At 58.9% G+C, this 16,236-nt stretch carries 11 protein-coding genes and 1 rRNA gene; 8 read left to right on the top strand and 4 right to left on the bottom strand.

The annotated features are described in order from the left end of the window. Positions 1-117 precede the first annotated feature (117 nt). On the bottom strand, positions 118-2,064 hold the full coding sequence (lapD, locus tag ACP7B3_RS28840) for a cyclic di-GMP receptor LapD (protein WP_262207455.1): 1,947 nt from the start codon (positions 2,062-2,064) through the stop codon (positions 118-120). A gap of 14 nt (positions 2,065-2,078) precedes the next feature. Then, positions 2,079-2,771, bottom strand: coding sequence for a cysteine protease LapG (gene lapG, locus ACP7B3_RS28835; RefSeq protein ID WP_106580708.1), 693 nt, complete (start codon positions 2,769-2,771; stop codon positions 2,079-2,081). A 252-nt stretch (positions 2,772-3,023) separates the two neighbouring features. On the opposite strand from lapG, the gene ACP7B3_RS28830 reads away from it, so the two are divergent. From ACP7B3_RS28830 to ACP7B3_RS28810, 5 genes are all read left to right on the top strand, one after another. Continuing rightward, entirely contained in the window at positions 3,024-3,734 is a 711-nt protein-coding gene (locus ACP7B3_RS28830; RefSeq protein WP_426182720.1) for a GntR family transcriptional regulator, read from the top strand. A 363-nt stretch (positions 3,735-4,097) separates the two neighbouring features. Beyond that, positions 4,098-4,856: a DUF3050 domain-containing protein gene (locus ACP7B3_RS28825; RefSeq protein WP_416364637.1), complete on the top strand. Its 759-nt coding sequence runs from the start codon at positions 4,098-4,100 to the stop codon at positions 4,854-4,856. Continuing rightward, positions 4,853-5,800 (top strand): diiron oxygenase, encoded by a 948-nt coding sequence (locus ACP7B3_RS28820; protein WP_426182717.1) that lies wholly within the window; start codon positions 4,853-4,855, stop codon positions 5,798-5,800. Before ACP7B3_RS28825 ends, ACP7B3_RS28820 begins: the two co-directional genes overlap by 4 nt. Further along, on the top strand, positions 5,797-9,174 hold the full coding sequence (locus tag ACP7B3_RS28815; protein WP_426182714.1) for an amino acid adenylation domain-containing protein: 3,378 nt from the start codon (positions 5,797-5,799) through the stop codon (positions 9,172-9,174). The genes ACP7B3_RS28820 and ACP7B3_RS28815 overlap by 4 nt, the downstream gene beginning before the upstream one ends. A gap of 17 nt (positions 9,175-9,191) precedes the next feature. After that, positions 9,192-9,650, top strand: coding sequence for an SRPBCC family protein (locus ACP7B3_RS28810; protein ID WP_426182711.1), 459 nt, complete (start codon positions 9,192-9,194; stop codon positions 9,648-9,650). Positions 9,651-9,688: 38 nt separating this feature from the next. Here ACP7B3_RS28810 and ACP7B3_RS28805 read toward each other — a convergent pair whose 3' ends face one another. Beyond that, positions 9,689-11,569, bottom strand: a complete 1,881-nt coding sequence (locus ACP7B3_RS28805; RefSeq protein ID WP_426182708.1) for a methyl-accepting chemotaxis protein — start codon at positions 11,567-11,569, stop codon at positions 9,689-9,691. 279 nt (positions 11,570-11,848) lie between these two features. On the opposite strand from ACP7B3_RS28805, the gene ACP7B3_RS28800 reads away from it, so the two are divergent. The 3 genes from ACP7B3_RS28800 to ACP7B3_RS28790 all read left to right on the top strand — a co-directional run bounded on the left by ACP7B3_RS28800 (position 11,849) and on the right by ACP7B3_RS28790 (position 15,944). Continuing rightward, positions 11,849-12,364: a sigma-70 family RNA polymerase sigma factor gene (locus ACP7B3_RS28800; protein WP_426182705.1), complete on the top strand. Its 516-nt coding sequence runs from the start codon at positions 11,849-11,851 to the stop codon at positions 12,362-12,364. Further along, positions 12,361-13,344: a FecR domain-containing protein gene (locus ACP7B3_RS28795; protein WP_426182702.1), complete on the top strand. Its 984-nt coding sequence runs from the start codon at positions 12,361-12,363 to the stop codon at positions 13,342-13,344. Before ACP7B3_RS28800 ends, ACP7B3_RS28795 begins: the two co-directional genes overlap by 4 nt. Before the next feature lie 104 nt (positions 13,345-13,448). Beyond that, the gene (locus ACP7B3_RS28790; protein ID WP_426182699.1) at positions 13,449-15,944 is read left to right on the top strand and encodes a TonB-dependent siderophore receptor; all 2,496 of its coding nucleotides are present in this window, start codon (positions 13,449-13,451) and stop codon (positions 15,942-15,944) included. Positions 15,945-16,126: 182 nt separating this feature from the next. Here ACP7B3_RS28790 and rrf read toward each other — a convergent pair. Then, positions 16,127-16,236, bottom strand: a 5S ribosomal RNA gene (gene rrf / locus ACP7B3_RS28785); the annotation flags it as partial.

The raw sequence follows: 16,236 nt of genomic DNA, 5'->3' as shown, positions 1-16,236 counted from the left end.
GCTTTTGTGGAGCTGGCTTGCCTGCGATGCAGGCACCTCGGTGTATCAGGCGGACCGAAGTGATGCTATCGCAGGCAAGCCAGCTCCCACACAAGCGAGTGCCCCGTTAGGTTTGGATTATTTCCAGGGCGCCGGTTCACCGAATAGCTGCCCCTGCACACCGAAAATCCCCATCTCGCGAATCACCTTCAGCTCACCCTCGGTTTCCACGCGCTCGGCAATCAATGGCAAGTCGATGCTGTGGGCCGCACGCTGGATCGCCTCGATAAACAGGCGTTTATCGCTTTCCTGATCGATGGCGCGGATGTAGCTGCCGTCGATTTTCAGGTACGCCAGGCCCAGCCGTGCAAGGTTGCCGATCATGCTGAAACGCCCACCAAAGCGCTGCAGGCTCAGAGAGAAGCCCAGCTCGCGCAGGCGCTGGGTCAACTGCTCCAGCAGCGCCTGCTCCGGCAATTGTTCTTCACCGATTTCCAGGGTCAGGCGCGGGCCCAGGTTGCTGTGCTGGCGCAGCAGCTCAAAAATCCGATTCAGCGCCTGAGCATCCTGCAAGGTCGCGGCAGACAGGTTCAGCGCCAGGCTATGGCTGTGGCCGGCCATTTGCTTGAGTACCTGCTCGAGCATCAAGCGGTCCAGGCGCGCCGTCCAGCCGAAGCGCTCAAGCCACGGCAGGAAACGCCCGGCAGGTATCGTGTGGCCGTCTTCATCCTGCAAGCGCGACAGCACTTTGTAGTGCAAGACCAGCTGCGGGTCCTGGCTGGCGACGACCGGTTGGAAGTACAGCTGGAAACGCTGCTGGGTCAGGGCCTGGTCGAGCAGCGTGTGCCACGCATGGTGATCGTCGCCGACGCTGGCGGCGGCGCTATGGTCCAGGCACACCCAGCTGGTGTCGCCCTGCCCTTCGGCCTGGGCCAGGGCTTGGTCAGCCAGGGTCAACAACGCTTGGGGCGAGTCGCCATGGTTGAACGGTGCCAGGCCGATATAGGCAACCGGCGTGACATCACTGGCGCCAGTGGCCTGCAGGCTGAGCAACGTGGTCTCAAGGTTCTGCGCCAGTTGCAGCGCTTCTTCGCGCACCAGCCCCGGCGCCAGCACCGCAAACTCACCGCCACGGATACGGGTGACGAGGTTGTGGGTTTCCGGGTACGGCTCGCACTCGCGCAGCAGCTGTTCGCCGACCGCTTGCAGCAATTGGTCGGTACGCTGGCCCCCGAGGCGCTGGTTGAGACCGGCCAGGTCCTTGACCCGCAGCAGCAGCAGATAGCCGGAGCTGGTCTCTTCCGGGTTACTCACACGGGCGTTGAGCTGCATTTCGAAATAACGCCGGTTGGCGAGGCCGGTGAGGTTGTCTTGATAGGACTCGATGCGCAGCTTTTCGCTGCGCTCGGCCTGCTCCTGGAACAGCGCCTTGAGCTTTTCCACCATCTGGTTCATGGCCTGCACTACGCGGCGCAGTTCCGGCGTGCGCGGCAGGTCGGGCAAGCTGAGAAACTCGCGACGGGCAATGGCGTGGGACTGCTTGACCATGTAGTCCAATGGCTTCAACTGCCGACGCAGCAACAACGCGCCGAGCACCGCACTGACCGCGCCGCACAGCAACAGCCAGCCGAGGCTGCCCAGGGCGCTTTGCCAGAGTTTGGCCAGGGCGAACATCGGGTGACTGACCACCTCCACGCGCGCCGCCTGCTCCCAGCCGCGATTGACCAGCGCATCGCCACCCGCCGGCTCCAGGCCGATCAATTTCACGAACCAGTTGGGCACACCGTTGTTGTCGGGAATGCCGCTGCGCTCGACGATGGTTTTATCCGTGGCCAGGTCCACCACGCGGATGCTTGCGTAATAGCCGCTGTCGAAGATCGAGCTGACCAGCAGTTCGACCATGGCCGGGTCGTCGATATTGGGCGTCAGCGACAATGCCAGTGCGGTCGCCGCATCCTGCGCGTGGGAGCGAAGCTGGTTGACGTATTGGGTGCGCGAGCTTTCCAGGCTGACCATGAAGCTGCCACTGAAGGCGACCACCAGGAACAGACAGATTGCGATCAATAGTTGTTTGAACAGAGACATCCGATCAGTTACTCCTAGTTGGCAGGCTCGGCCGGGAAGCCTTCGGCACGCATTTTTCTCAACACATCCTGCCAGCGCGACAAGCGTTTGGTATCACCGACTTTCGTGTTGCCCTTGGCGCCGGGCAGGTACAAACCCTCGGCGTTGAAGGAATACACGGGAATCAGGTCGGTACGGCGGGTGGCCGGCAGGATCTCGTCCATCAGGCTATCGAGCACCAGCGGGATGGCGTTCGGGGTCGAATAATACGTCAGCACCATGTGCGCGCGATTCTGACGCAAGGCCTTGACGTAGGTAATGCGCAATTTGTCGCTGGAAACGCCCAGGTGACGCAGGCTGAAATACTTGGCGATTGCATAGTCTTCACAATCTCCGGCACCTTTCCACAGGGCTTCGATGGGCGTCTCCCAATAATCGACCACGTGCCACAGGTCGATGTCTTCCACGTACGTCATTTGCTTGTTGAAGAACAGATTGACGACCTTGAGCTGCTCCTGCTCGTCGACCTGCTTTTGGGTCGCGAGCAACCGCTGCCAGGCGTCAATCCGCTGCTGGCCCTCACCCAGCGGCCCGTACAAGGCGGTGGCTTTGCGGCTGATCTGAGAGAAATCCCAATCGGCATGCAGCCCGCCGAGCATCAAGCCAGCCAACAGAATCGCTGAAAATAGCCAGCTAAGGATTCGAGAGGGAATAAAACTTACCGCCAAGGCGTTCAGTCCGTGAAGAGAGACGGAATTTCAAAGGATGGTGAAGCCTCAACCGACAAAAAACAATGGCACAGTGCAATCATTCATACGGGGGCGAAGTTCATGACCCCCCGCTGTGGGATGCACAAAGTACAGCTTGTAAGCCCTTACAAACGGAAACTTTGGCTGTTTGACAAGCGTGTGGGCCATCTTTAGTGTGCATTGGATCCAATTAAACACACTCCATTCAACAATGAGGAGGATAGCGTAACCGTGACGCAGAAGCCGAACCCGTTAAGCAGCATCAAAATCAGCGGGCCTATTCCCGCCCACCTTGCCCGCGCCGTTATTGAAGAAACCCTGCGCAATGCCATTCTCGACGGTCGACTGCCCTGTGGCACCGCGATGCGCCAGCAAGAGCTCGCCAGCCTGTTCGGTGTCAGCCGCATGCCCGTACGCGAAGCTTTGCGCCAGCTGGAAGCCCAGTCTTTGCTGCATGTGGTGACGCACAAGGGCGCCGTGGTTGCGCCGTTGATCGAAGACAATTCAGCTGAAACCTATGCCCTGCGCATGCTGCTGGAATCCGAAGCGCTGCGCTTGTCGATCCCGTTGCTTACCGACGCCGACATTGCCGAAGCCGACGCCTTGATCAAAGCGCTGGAGCAGGAGAAAGATTACGCCGAGATCGGCCGTCTCAATCGTCTGTTTCACATGGCGCTTTATAGCAAGGCACCCAACCAGCATTTGCTCAAGTTGGTTGAACACGGTTTGAATGAGGAAGAACGCTTTCTGCGCTTCAACCTCGAAGCGATGGGGCTGGGCGAGACGTCCCAGGAAGATCACCGTGAACTGCTGAGCCTGGTAGCCCAGAAGAAAACCGACGAAAGCATCCTGACGTTGCGCAACCACCTGATGCGCGGCATGGAGGTCATCTCCACCTACCTCAATGGTCTTGAAGCCGCCGCAACACTCGACACGCAGTAAGTTTGACCACGCGTTTTGTAGATCCTTATACGGTGAAGGCCCCTTTCTGTGCGGAAGGGCCCCCACGGTATACATCGCCTATTTATTGATGCCCGGCTAACTTAAAGAAACGTCCCACTTCCATTCAAGCAAGTTACTTACAACAAACTTTATTTCGAAAAAATATCTAATACTTTCACCATCTCGCCCAAACGTTTAATCAGCTTACTATCGCTGCCTCATACAACAAACACTTCATTTTGCTGCGCAGTCTAGTCGCGTTCTTACTGCGCGCGGGGTCTGGCTATGCGCCACGCCTGCACGCCCGGTTATAAATCCCAACACTGTTTTCAGAGCAGTCGCAATAACTTATAGGCATCAACCATGCATCAACACTTACTTGAACAAAAGAAACTGCAACTGTGCAGCCATCCGTTATTTAAAGAAATAACTTCATTGACCAAGTTACAGCGTTTTATGCAACACCATGTATTTGCCGTTTGGGACTTCATGAGCCTGACCAAACGCTTGCAGCAGGACCTGAGCTGCACGCAATTACCCTGGCTGCCGCCCCTCGACCCGCAAGCGGCACGCCTCATCAATGAAATAGTGCTCGGCGAAGAGTCCGACGCACACCCCGCACAGGGCCATTGCAGCCACTTCGACCTGTACCTGCAAGCGATGGCCGAAGTAGGCGCTGACACCCGCGTCGTCCGGCGCTTCATTGAGCTGCAGCGTCAAGGGACCGAAGCCAGCGCGGCCTTGCATCAGGTCGATGCGCCGCCAGGCGTAGCCCGCTTTGTCGAAAGCACGTTGCAGATCGCCTTGAACGCGCCCACCCACGGCGTAGCGTCCGCCTTCCTGCATGGACGCGAGAGTGTCATTCCCACCATGTTCGCGTGCATTCTGCGCGGCGATGTATTCAAGGGCCACCAGGCGCCGACCTTCTGCTACTACTTGAACCGTCACATCGAACTGGACACGCAAGGGCATGGGCCCGCCGCAGAGCTGCTACTTCAGCGCCTGATCGGTACAGACCCGACTCGCCAACGCCAGGCCGATGAAATCGCTCTGGGCGCCGTGCACAGCCGCCTCCGCTTCTGGGACGACGTGCGCGCCTCGCTGCAAGAGAGGCAGCCATGAACGCCGCCGACTATCGCTCCTTCGCCGATGACTGGGAACGCCGTGCAACCCTGCGTACACGTCCGCGGCGCATGCTGGAAAACGACGACAGACTGATCTATCCCGCGAGCCGCCAGCCCCTGGTGCTGAGCGCGACTTTCCTGGAGCATTGCTCGCAGTGGCGCGACTTCGTGCTGGTGCAAAGCTTCTACAAATTCCTCAATGACGTGGTGATCTTCGAAACCGAGATCGTCGACAAGACCGCTCGCAGCATTGCCAAGAATCGCTTCTCGCTGTCCTTCCCCCTCGCCTGTCGCTACGACGCAATGACCGTCGTGGTCGATGAGGATTACCACGCGCTGGTCGCGCTGGATTTCCTGCAACAGACCGTGGCCATGACGGGCCTGCAACCGCTCGACTTGCCTGGCCAAATCGAACTGAGCCATGCCTTGCCCGCAGCCCAGGCGCTGGCACCGCCGCACCTGCGTGATGCCGTGGAGTTGATTGGCGTGGCTATCGCCGAGAACACCATCACCCATGACGTCGCGGCGTTTGCCAAAGATGACAGCGTCAAATCGTCCATACGCGGCTTGATGGCCGACCACCTGTTTGATGAAGGCCGCCATGCACAGTTCTGGACCCACCTGGTGCGTATCTACTGGCAGTCGGCAAACCCGGCCGACCGCGACAGCATCGCGGCTACCTTGCCGGTGTTCTTGACGCATTACCTGACCAACGATCTGCAGAAAGCTTTCGATCTGCAGTTGATCGAACACCTGGACGTCGGCGCCGACGTTCGCCGTGCGCTTGAGGACGAAGTCGCAGCGCTGCACTTTCCCATCACCCGCCAACACCCGCTGCTCGGCAATATCATGGGTTTTCTGCACCACAGCGGTGTGCTGCACACCCCGAGCGTCGCCCTGGCCCTGAGCGCCTATTTACCCGAATCGGGGAGGCAGCCATGAGGCGCTTGAACATGGGATGGAGCGGCACCAGCAAAGCCTTGGAAGCGATCAGGCAAACGCTGGAGCAGTACGGACACGTCACCGCGACGGAGTCCCTCGACGTCATGATTGAAGACGGCAGCCAACCGCTGCGCCTGCCTGCCGATAGAACCCAGCGGATCAGCCTGCGACTGGGCATTGGCCCGGTGTCTGAACACGGGCTTCCTGCGGTGCAATTGCGCTGCTATGACCAGACCCGTCGCGTACTGGCGATACGCGACATTACCGAGGAGCCCAGCGGCAACGGCGAGCGATTGCGCCGACAAGCGACGAATGCTCTGGTGGAATGGGTAGCCTCGCTGGTCAGCCAATTCTCGCGAGACCCGGCGTTTTTTTCGGCAACAACCGTCGCTAATGCCTGGCCTGAGCAAGGCCTGCAAGGGCTGGATGAGTTGGCGTTCCTGCATCGATTCAACCGTACCGCGCAGCCGGCACTGCTACAGGCTGCCCAGGTGCCAATGATCGAACGGTTACAGGCCAGCCTTCATTCCTTTGCTGAACGACCGGCGCTGAACATCGCGGGCAGCGTGCTGACCTACCGTCAATTACTGGATCGCGCCGTGTCGATCCAGCAAGGCCTGCGCCCCCTGCTGGAACACGCGCAGACGCCAACCGTGGTCGGCGTGTGCCTGGAAAAATCCGTCGATCTGTATGCCAGCATTCTGGCGGTGCTGGGTTGCGGCGCGGTGTACCTGCCACTGGCACCGGATCATCCGCCGCAACGCCAGCGCACCATGCTGCAAAGCAGCAATGCCAAGGTGTTGGTGGTAGAGGGTCAGCACCCTTTGCGCGACGATTTCGTTACCCTGAATGTCAGCACTGTCGACCCGACCTGTGCCGATATCACACGCCCGCTGATGCAGCATCGTCCCAGCAGCGAGGCGCCCTGCGTGGCGCTTTTCACCTCAGGCACCACCGGCCAACCGAAAGGCGTACTGCTCAGCCAACGCAACCTTGCGCATTTCACCGCCTGGCTTGGCGCCTGTATGTCGTTGGACGAGCACAGCCGCGTGCTGCAATTTTCGCCGCTCAGTTTTGACTCATCGCTGATCGACATCTTCCCTGCCCTGATAGCCGGCGCCGAGTTGATCGTCCCGAGCGAGCGCCAACGGCACGATCCTCAGCAACTGGTAGAGCTGATTCGCCAACAGGGCATCAGCCACGCGTTTCTGCCGCCGGCGCTGCTGAGCATTCTGCCGCTGGATCAGCCCTTGGGTTTGACTCACTTGATGACCGGCGGCGATGCCTGCGAGCCGCATGTGATCGAATGCCTGGCGAGCCAATGCCACCTGCACAATTTCTACGGCCCTACCGAAACGACGGTGCTGGTCACCCACCGAACGTTCCAGCCCGGTGACAGCACACGCAATCTTGGCCGCCCCATTGCCAACAGCCAGGTGCTGATCCTCGACGAAGACCTGAACCCGGTGGATGAAAAAGTGATGGGTGATCTGTATATCGTCGGCCCTGGCCTGGGCCTCGGGTATGTGAGCGCGCCGCAAGGGGCCGACAGCCCGTTTGTTGAGCTGACACTGCCGGGCGGCCGATCAGTGAGGGCATACCGCAGTGGCGACCGGGCGAAATGGACGGCGGACGGTATCGAACTGGGCGGCCGGCGGGATGATCAGGTGAAGATCCGCGGCTTTCGGGTCGAGCCCCAGGAGATTGAGCAGTGCCTGCGCAGCAGTCGGCTGTTTCGCCAAGTGGCGGTGCTGATTGATCCTGACCGCAGGATCCTCAGCTTTGCCGCCCAACCCGAACCAGGCGCCACCATGGCGGGCCTCAAGCACCATGCTCGGCAATGGCTGCCGACCTACATGCAGCCCGAGGTGTGGACAGAATTACCCACTCTGCCGCGCACTCACCACGGCAAGATCGACCGCCAGGCATTGCTGGCGATACCGAAACACGCTACTCCCCGCAACGACTGCAATGCTGCACGAACGCCTCTGCAAATGCGGTTGGTGGCGCTGTGGAGCGAGTTGTTGGCGTTGCCGGATGGCGACATTTCCATCGACGATGGGTTTTTCAACCTGGGCGGCCATTCCATTCTGCTGTCTACCCTGCTGCTGCGTCTGCGCAAAGCGTTTGGCCGTAGCCTTTCACTGAGCAGTTTCTTTGAAGCACCGACAATTCGTACGCTCTGCGTGCTGATGGAAGACGGCGCACTGCCGCATGCACTGTCAGGCCAGGTGGAAAAGGATGCGTCGCAAGCGCTGAATATAGAAACGCTGCATGAGGACCGCGCTGGCGATCCGCGCAAGGTGATTGTCACGGGCGCCAACAGTTTCGTCGGCGTGCACCTCGTCGAAGCCTTGTTGGCCGGCGGTGTGCAGGAGGTGGCATGCCTGGTGCGTGAACAGCCGGGGCAGTCGGCGATGACGCGGTTCACCCAGGCATTGCGCGAGTACCGGCTGGAACATCTGGATTTGAGTCGGGTGCAGGTATACGCCGCCGATATGGGCTTGCCCCGGCTGGGCCTGGCCAGCGATGTGTATGAGCACCTCGCCCGTAACCACGGGGTCTTGGTGCACAACGCCGCGCGGGTCAATCATGTGATGGATTACGCCTCACTGGCCCAGGACAACGTCGAACCGATACGTGAGTGCCTGCGCCTGTGTGAAACCCACTGCAAGAAAGTCTTCAATTTCATCTCGACCCTGTCGGCCTGCAGCAGTGTCGACGCCCAGGGACACATCCTCGAAACGCCGGCTGCAACCACGTTGCCGCTCTACCTCAAGAATGGCTACAACCTCTCCAAGTGGGTCGCCGAACGCTTGCTGGGCCGTGCAGCCGAGCAAGGCGCATGGGTGAACATCTATCGCCCGGGAAACATCGCTTTCAATAGCCGCAACGGCGTCTGCAAGCCGCAAAACAACCGCCTGATGATGATGCTCAAGGGTTCGTTGCAATTGGGCCTGGCGCCGCGCCTGCAGGTGAACTTCGACCTGATGCCGGTGGACTTCTTTGCCCGTTTTGTTGCGTTTCACTGCGGCCGCTTTGTTGCAAGACGAAACGTATTCAACCTGCACAACCCACAGCCTTTGAGCTGGGATCACTACCTTGATGCATTCAGTCAGGCAGGCCACTGCTTCGAGCGAGTGAGCGTTGCGCAGTGGCAGACAGAGCTGCGAACGGTAGGCCCCGATAACGCGCTGTTTGGCGTGCTGGGCTTCTACCTGGATAACCTCGCAGAAGACATCAGCGACATCACGATGATTTGCCACGAGAACGCACGCCAGGGTGTGGAGGCGATGGCCGAGCAGTACCCGCACAAGGACCCGGCGCTGTTGCGCAGGGGCTGCGACCACCTCAAGGCCATCGGCTTTCTCTGACCGTTCAGGACATTTCTATGAATCTGCTGCAACCCGATACATTAATTTGCAACCCGAACGGCACACCGGTGGTGGCGTCTGTTGACGTCGCGTGCGAGGCCGCTGATCTGTGGCGAGTGGTGGGCAATTTTGCAGGCTTTGATGCCTTCGTTCCGACTCTCTCGCACATCGAAATGACGGGCACAGGCATAGGCGCCTTGCGCACGAAATATTTCCACGATGGCCATTGCGTCGTAGAGCAACTCAACAGCCGCGACGACGACGCCATGTACATGACCTGGACCACACTCTACAACACCTTGGGTGTCGCCCGGCTGTGGGCTGCCATGCAGGTGGAAGCGCTCGGCGCAGGATGTTCGCGGGCAACCTGGACGCTCATGGGTGAGCCGGTCGATACCACCCAGGCGGCGTTTGAACAGTTTGTGCAGACCTTCGCCGACACTGCCCTGGAGAATGTACGCCAGATGTTCAGCTGATCAGCAGGAGCGAGACGCCTCGCTCCTGCAGGGCCCGGTCAGATTTTGAAGCTGTCGACCAGTTGCTTCAGGCGGCTCGCTTGCTGAGACAGCGCATCGCAGTCCTTCAGCGTTTCGTTGAGGTTGGCCACACCCTGCTGATTCAGCAGGTTGATCTGGTTGATGTCGACATTGAGGGTCTCAACCACAGCGGTCTGCTCCTCGGTAGCCGCCGCGACCGACTGGTTCATGCCATCGATCTCGACGATTCGCTGCGTCACGCTGACCAGGCGCTCGCCGGCCTGGTTGGCCACTTCAACGCTCTCCTCGCTGGAGGTCTGGCTGGCGTTCATGGTGGTCACCGCCTCACGCGAGCCCACTTGCAGCGACGTGATCATCTTGTGGATCTCTTCGGCGGACTCCTGGGTACGGTGAGCGAGGTTACGCACTTCATCGGCAACCACGGCAAACCCACGCCCGGCTTCCCCGGCACGCGCGGCCTCGATTGCGGCATTGAGCGCCAACAAGTTGGTTTGCTGGGAGATGCCTTTGATCACATCAAGGATGTGGCCAATGTTGTCGGTGCTGGCGTTCAGGGTTTCGATCTGAGTGCAGGACAGGCTGATCTTCTGCGACAGCTCCGACATTGCCAGGATGGTTTTCTCCACCACCTTGCGCCCGTCGTCTGCTTGTTCACTGGCACCACTGGCGTGCTGCGAAGCATCAGCTGCGTTACGCGCAATTTCCTGGGTAGCGGCACCCAGCTCGTTGATCGCCGCGGCCACACTGTTGGTGCGTGCGCTTTGCTCGTCCGAGCCGATGATCGAGGCGTTCGACGACGCCATCACGCGCTGGGACAGGTCATGCACCTGACGCGTTGCCGAAGACACCTCGGAAATAGAGGCGTGGATACGCTCGACGAACTGGTTGAAGGCGCTGCCTACCTCGCCAAACTCGTCCTTGCTGGTTACGTCCAGACGGCGAGTCAAATCGCCCTCACCCTGGGCAATGTCCTGCATGGCCACACCCATGGTGGTCAGCGGGCGCAGCAGTACTTGGATCAACAGGCTCAACAGCACGGCAATGGCGACGACCGCGATCAACATGGCGATCAACGCCGAAGTACGGAATTTGCCAAGTGGTGCGTAGGCTTTGTCTTTATCGATCGACAGACCGATGTACCAATCCGCACCGGGCAAACCGCTGATCGGCGTGAACGAAAGAATGCGGTCCTGGCCATTGAGAACCACGTCCTGGCTGACCTTGTCGATACGCAGGTTGGTACCTGGGTAGATGTCCTTGAGGTTTTTCATCACCTGGTCCTGGTCAGGACTGACGATGACCTGGCCATCGGCGCTGACCAGGAACGCATGGCCGATCCCGCCGAAGTCTACCGAGTTGATGATCTTCACCAGGGTTTGCAGGCTCAGGTCGCCGCCGACCACACCCAACAGCTCACCGTTCTTTTTGACGGGCAGAGCAATGGTTACGATCTGCCCGCCGACTGCGGCCATGTAAGGCGGAGTCAGCATGGGTTTATCGGCAGCCACCGCCTGCTTGTACCAAGGGCGCTGACGCGGGTCGTAATCGTCAGGCATCTTCGCGTCAGGACGCTGGGTGAACACCCCGTTGGTTTGCCCGACGTAGGTGAACTGGAAGTTCGAGGTGAACGCCGGCTGATCAACCAAACCAGGAAGATCGGCCTGACTGCCCTGATGGGCAACGTTTTGCGCCAGGCTTTCGAGTACCAGAATGCGGCCACTGAGCCAGTTCTGCACACTGCTGGCCGTGAGTTCGCCTGATTGCTGGATAGACGAGTCCAGGTTTTGCTTGATGGTGCTGCGCTGCAGGTAGTCGTTGTAAAGCGTGAATAACGCGAACGCGAGAACCACGACGCCTGATGCGGCCAGCAGAATTTTATGACTGAACTTAAGATTCATTTCATCGACTTCTTTTGCCAAATGGGGATGAGCGTGCCGAGTGGAACATTCCATGTAACGGGATAGGCGGACTCTGCGACCGCTCTATTTCGGTGCACGCATGGCTCGTCAGGCTTTCGGCCAGGCCAGGATAAATCTTAGAAATTTGTGAGAAGCATCCTCATTTTGAGTAGGAACCCGACCGGCGGTAGATCTGCAGGCTCTGGCGTTGCAAAATTTTTCAGCCTCCCAGACAATGCGACTAATTATCATTTGTGACGTTTGGCCGGGCCTGTGTGAATGCCATCTACCGAGTACATCCCTTGTGAACCTGTGGTGCAGACGCTTTACAGCGCCCATCACAGCTGGCTCAACCGGTGGCTGCGCAGTCGCCTGGGCAATGCGGCGGATGCAGCGGACCTGGCTCAAGACACGTTCGTGCGCTTGCTGCAAAAAACCGAACGCCTTGAACTCAAAGCTCCTCGCGCCTTTCTGCGAAGCATCGCCAGCGGCCTGGTGATTGATCATTGGCGGCGCGAAGAAATCCGGCGCGCCTACCTTGAGTCTATTGCCCATCTGCCTGAAGCGTTGGCACCCAGCGCAGAAGCGCGGATGTTGGTGCTGGAACTGCTGGAGGAAATCGCCCGTCTTCTGGACGGATTGAAACCGAAAGTACGTCAGGCGTTTCTGCTGGCTCAGTGTGATGGGTTGGCGCACAAGCAGATCGCGCTGCAGATGGGGGTGTCGTTGCGAACAGTGGAACGGTATATCGCGCAGGCGCTGTATCACTGTTACGTAGTGCGTTATGAAGCATGACCCCGATGGATAATGCCGCGCGCCCGGGGCCAGATCCTCAGGTGGTCAAGCAGGCCATCACTTGGGCACTGCGCCTGCGTAATAACCGCGCCAATGTGCGCTTGCATGCACAATGTGAGCGCTGGCGCGAAGCGCATGACGACCATGAATTGGCCTGGCAGCGGGTACAAGCACTGCAGCAGGAGTTGAGCAGCCAAATGGCCGCGATTCCCGGTGCGCGCGTGGCCTTGGAAAATGCTTCGCAAGGCGTGGGCCGGCGGCAGGCACTGAAGATGTTGTCTGGCGTCATGTTGGTGGGCTCCGCAGCCTGGTTAAGCCGCGACCTGACCGGCTGGCAGCGCTGGACGTCCGACCTTGCGACTGCAACAGGGGAACGGCGCAGCGTGCAATTGCCGGATGGCGCTCGCGTGCAACTCAACACCGACAGCGCCGTGGACCTGGACTTCAACGCACAGCAGCGTCTGATCACGCTGGTTCGCGGGGAAATTCTGGTGACGTGCGGCGCGCCTTCTTCAGCGCCACTGCTGGTGCAAACTCGGCATGGTTTGTTCGAAGGTATCGACGGGCGCTTTGCCGTGCGCCAAGACAGCGATTGCACACGCTTGAGTGTGGTCAGTGGCAACGTGGCCATTCACTCACCACACTCGGCAGACGGACTGTCGACTCAAGTCCACGCAGGAGAGAACTATCTGGTACATCGCACGCATGCCACGCTGGCGCCGCCGCTGGATATGGACATGGGCGCCTGGGTCGATGGGCTGATCGTGACACGGAACATGCGCCTGGCTGCCTTCCTGTCGGAGGTGGGGCGCTATCGCCATGGTTATCTGGGTTGTTCGGCAGAAGCCAGCGACTTGCGGTTGTCGGGGGTTTTCCGCCTGAAGGACACGGATAAATTGTTGGCGGTCGTTGCACAGACGCTGTCTGTTGAAGTGCGCTATCGCACGCGTTGGTGGGTAAGCCTGGAACGTTCAGCCTGATTTTTTATGTTTTATATAAAGTTTTTTGGCGGTTTTTTTCCGTGAGACCGGCTTAGACAGTAAGCCTTTCAATCAGCCCTCACCGGCCTCCACGGATCTTGATCATGACAGCGCGTTTTCCCGGCAACTCATCGTGCTCTTCCTACCCCCTTTTGGCTAAATCCATCCGTGCGGCATTGCTGTCGACCGCGCTGGGCATAGGCGCGGTTCCGATCGCCGGCATGGCTGGGCAAGCAAACATCGAGCAGGTTAACCAGCGCTACGACCTGCCTGCCGGCGCCCTGGGCGAGGTGCTCAATCAATTCGCCCGCCAGGCAGGCATTACCCTCTCCAGCACGCCTGGGCAAACCCAAGGCCGGCAATCAGCCGGGCTGCACGGCGAGTATTCAGCCGAGCAGGGGTTGAATCATCTACTCAGCGGCTCTGGCTTGCAGGCCGTATCGCAAGATGGTGTCAGCTTTGTGCTGGAGACCCAGATGCAGAGCAGCACCGTGACGCTGCCCACCACGGATATCAAAGGCTTCGCCCTGGGTAATGCCTTAGGCAGCATGGAAGGCTATAACGCGACGCATAGCCAAATCGCAACCAAGACCAGCGCTGCGCTGCTGGAGACGTCGCAAACCGTCTCCGTGGTGACGCGCGAGCAGATGGACGACCAAGGCTCCCAGACCGTCGCACAAGCCATGCGTTACACGCCTGGTGTACTGACCAACCCCTATGGCGCGACCCACCGTTATGACTACGTGGCAATGCGCGGTTTTAACGATGGTTCTGTGGACAACATCTACCTTGATGGCTTGAAGTCCATGGGGGATAGCGGCACCTATAGCACCATGCAGGTTGATCCGTATTTTCTCGAGCGCGTGGACATTCTGAAGGGGCCTTCCTCTGTCCTCTATGGACGCAGCTCGCCCGGCGGCCTGGTCGCGCTGACCAGCAAGAAGCCATTGCTTGAGCCCTACCATCAAGTTCAAGCAACGGCAGGCAGTCACGGCCAGCAGGGCATGGGTTTTGACTTCAGTGGCCCCGTGGATGACGACAAGCGCATTGCCTATCGGCTTACCGGTGTAGCGGACAAGGCCGATACGCAGTTCGACCACACCAAAGAAAAGCGCTTTGCCTTGGCGCCGACACTCAGCATCGACTTTACCGAAGACACCTCGCTGACACTCCAGGCGTACCTGCAGCATGATCCTGATGGCGGCTATCACGGCGGTATGCCGGCAGACGGCGCATTGCATCAGCGTAATGGCCAGCGCATCTCCAGCCACTTCTTTGAAGGTGAACCTGGAGTTGATGGCTACAAACGTGATCAGCAGTCGTTCGGCTATCAGTTCGAGCATCGATTCAACGACGTGTTTACTGCGCGACAGAACTTGCGCTATCTCGACTCCAAGGTGCAATTGGATCAGGTGTACGCCTATGGCTGGACCACACCGACCAGTAACGAGTTGAATCGCTATTACTCGGGAGGTGATGAGAAGCTGCATGCGTTCATCATCGACAACATGCTGCAGGCAGAATTTTTTACCGGGGCCACCCAACATACCGTGCTGATGGGAGCTGATTATCAGCGACGTAAAACGGTGGTGGACTGGACGAGCGGGTCACTGCAGCCAATCAACGCATTCAACCCGGTCTATGGCAACACTGCTATCAGCAATGCCAGCCTGACCAGCTATCTGCGTCGCCTTGAGCAAACTGGCGTTTATCTACAAGACCTGATCGAAATGGATAAATGGCGGTTCTCTCTAGGGCTGCGTCAGGACTGGGTCGAGACCTCTGACGAGAACCGTATTACTGAAGCGGGTCGACCGCTGGGCACAGAGATTTCTGACAAGCGTACCAAGCTGACTGGGCGAGCCGGCGCGCTGTATTTGTTTGATAACGGCTTGGCACCCTATGTCAGCTATTCAGAGTCGTTCAACCCGAACTCCTATTCAGACAGCGCCGGTAACCCGCTGGCACCCACCAATGGAACGCAGTGGGAAGCGGGCTTGAAGTATCAGCCGCCGGGGACGGATGACCTGTTTACAGCCTCCTGGTTTCGCATCGATCAAGAAAACCTGGCGACGAAGCTTCCACAAGAAAACTTCTATCGCGCAGTAGGTGCGGTTCGCTCGCAGGGCCTGGAGTTGGAAGCACACATGCAACTGACCGATAACCTGAAGATTTTGGGCAGCTATACCTTTACCGACATTAAATACTCAAAATCGATGGTCAGTACATTGAGCTCAGCCGACAACTTGATCGAGAACAAAGGCAACTCCCCCACGCAGGCACCTCGCCATATGGCATCGGTGTGGGCGGACTACACGTTTGATAGCGGCGCCTTTGACGGCTTGCGAATTGGCGGCGGGGTTCGGTACGTCGGCTACAGCTGGGCAGACGCGGAGAACACAATGAAGGTACCGGCCTACACCTTGTTTGACGCATCCTTGGGGTATGACTTGGGCAGGGTTGGGTTGAAAGGCGTAGATGTACGGTTGAACGCGAACAACCTGACCAATGAGACCTATGTAGCGTCCTGTGCCAGCCTGAACTTCTGCTATTTGGGCGAAGAGCGTAACGTCAGTGCGACGGTAAGCTATCAATTCTGATCTGTTAGCGTTTCTGACAAGCCAGTGTCCGCTTTCAGGCACTGGCTTTTTTGTGGGCCGGGTTCAGGGTGATCTGATGTGGTCGACCCGGGAGGACTTATCTGCCTTCTCTCAGTCGGCGGCAGTCCTCCAAAACGACAAAACCCCTGTCTGCGTTAGCAGACAGGGGTTTCGGAATTTAATCTTGACGATGACCTACTCTCACATGGGGAAACCCCACACTACCATCGGCGATGCATCGTTTCACTGCTGAGTTCGGGATGGGATCAGGTGGTTCCAATGCTCTATGGTC

The sequence above is a fragment of the Pseudomonas sp. TWRC1-2 genome, from assembly GCF_049896685.1.
Lineage (GTDB): Bacteria > Pseudomonadota > Gammaproteobacteria > Pseudomonadales > Pseudomonadaceae > Aquipseudomonas.
This window is presented reverse-complemented; position numbering and strand designations above follow the sequence as displayed.

What these genes read in the sequence shown, in the direction of transcription:
- lapD (WP_262207455.1), bottom strand. Translation starts at nt 2,064, where the DNA reads ATGTCTCTGTTCAAACAACTATTGATCGCAATCTGTCTGTTCCTGGTG.
- ACP7B3_RS28825 (WP_416364637.1), top strand. Translation starts at nt 4,098, where the DNA reads ATGCATCAACACTTACTTGAACAAAAGAAACTGCAACTGTGCAGCCAT.
- ACP7B3_RS28820 (WP_426182717.1), top strand. Translation starts at nt 4,853, where the DNA reads ATGAACGCCGCCGACTATCGCTCCTTCGCCGATGACTGGGAACGCCGT.
- ACP7B3_RS28815 (WP_426182714.1), top strand. Translation starts at nt 5,797, where the DNA reads ATGAGGCGCTTGAACATGGGATGGAGCGGCACCAGCAAAGCCTTGGAA.
- ACP7B3_RS28810 (WP_426182711.1), top strand. Translation starts at nt 9,192, where the DNA reads ATGAATCTGCTGCAACCCGATACATTAATTTGCAACCCGAACGGCACA.
- ACP7B3_RS28805 (WP_426182708.1), bottom strand. Translation starts at nt 11,569, where the DNA reads ATGAATCTTAAGTTCAGTCATAAAATTCTGCTGGCCGCATCAGGCGTC.
- ACP7B3_RS28800 (WP_426182705.1), top strand. Translation starts at nt 11,849, where the DNA reads ATGCCATCTACCGAGTACATCCCTTGTGAACCTGTGGTGCAGACGCTT.
- ACP7B3_RS28795 (WP_426182702.1), top strand. Translation starts at nt 12,361, where the DNA reads ATGACCCCGATGGATAATGCCGCGCGCCCGGGGCCAGATCCTCAGGTG.
- ACP7B3_RS28790 (WP_426182699.1), top strand. Translation starts at nt 13,449, where the DNA reads ATGACAGCGCGTTTTCCCGGCAACTCATCGTGCTCTTCCTACCCCCTT.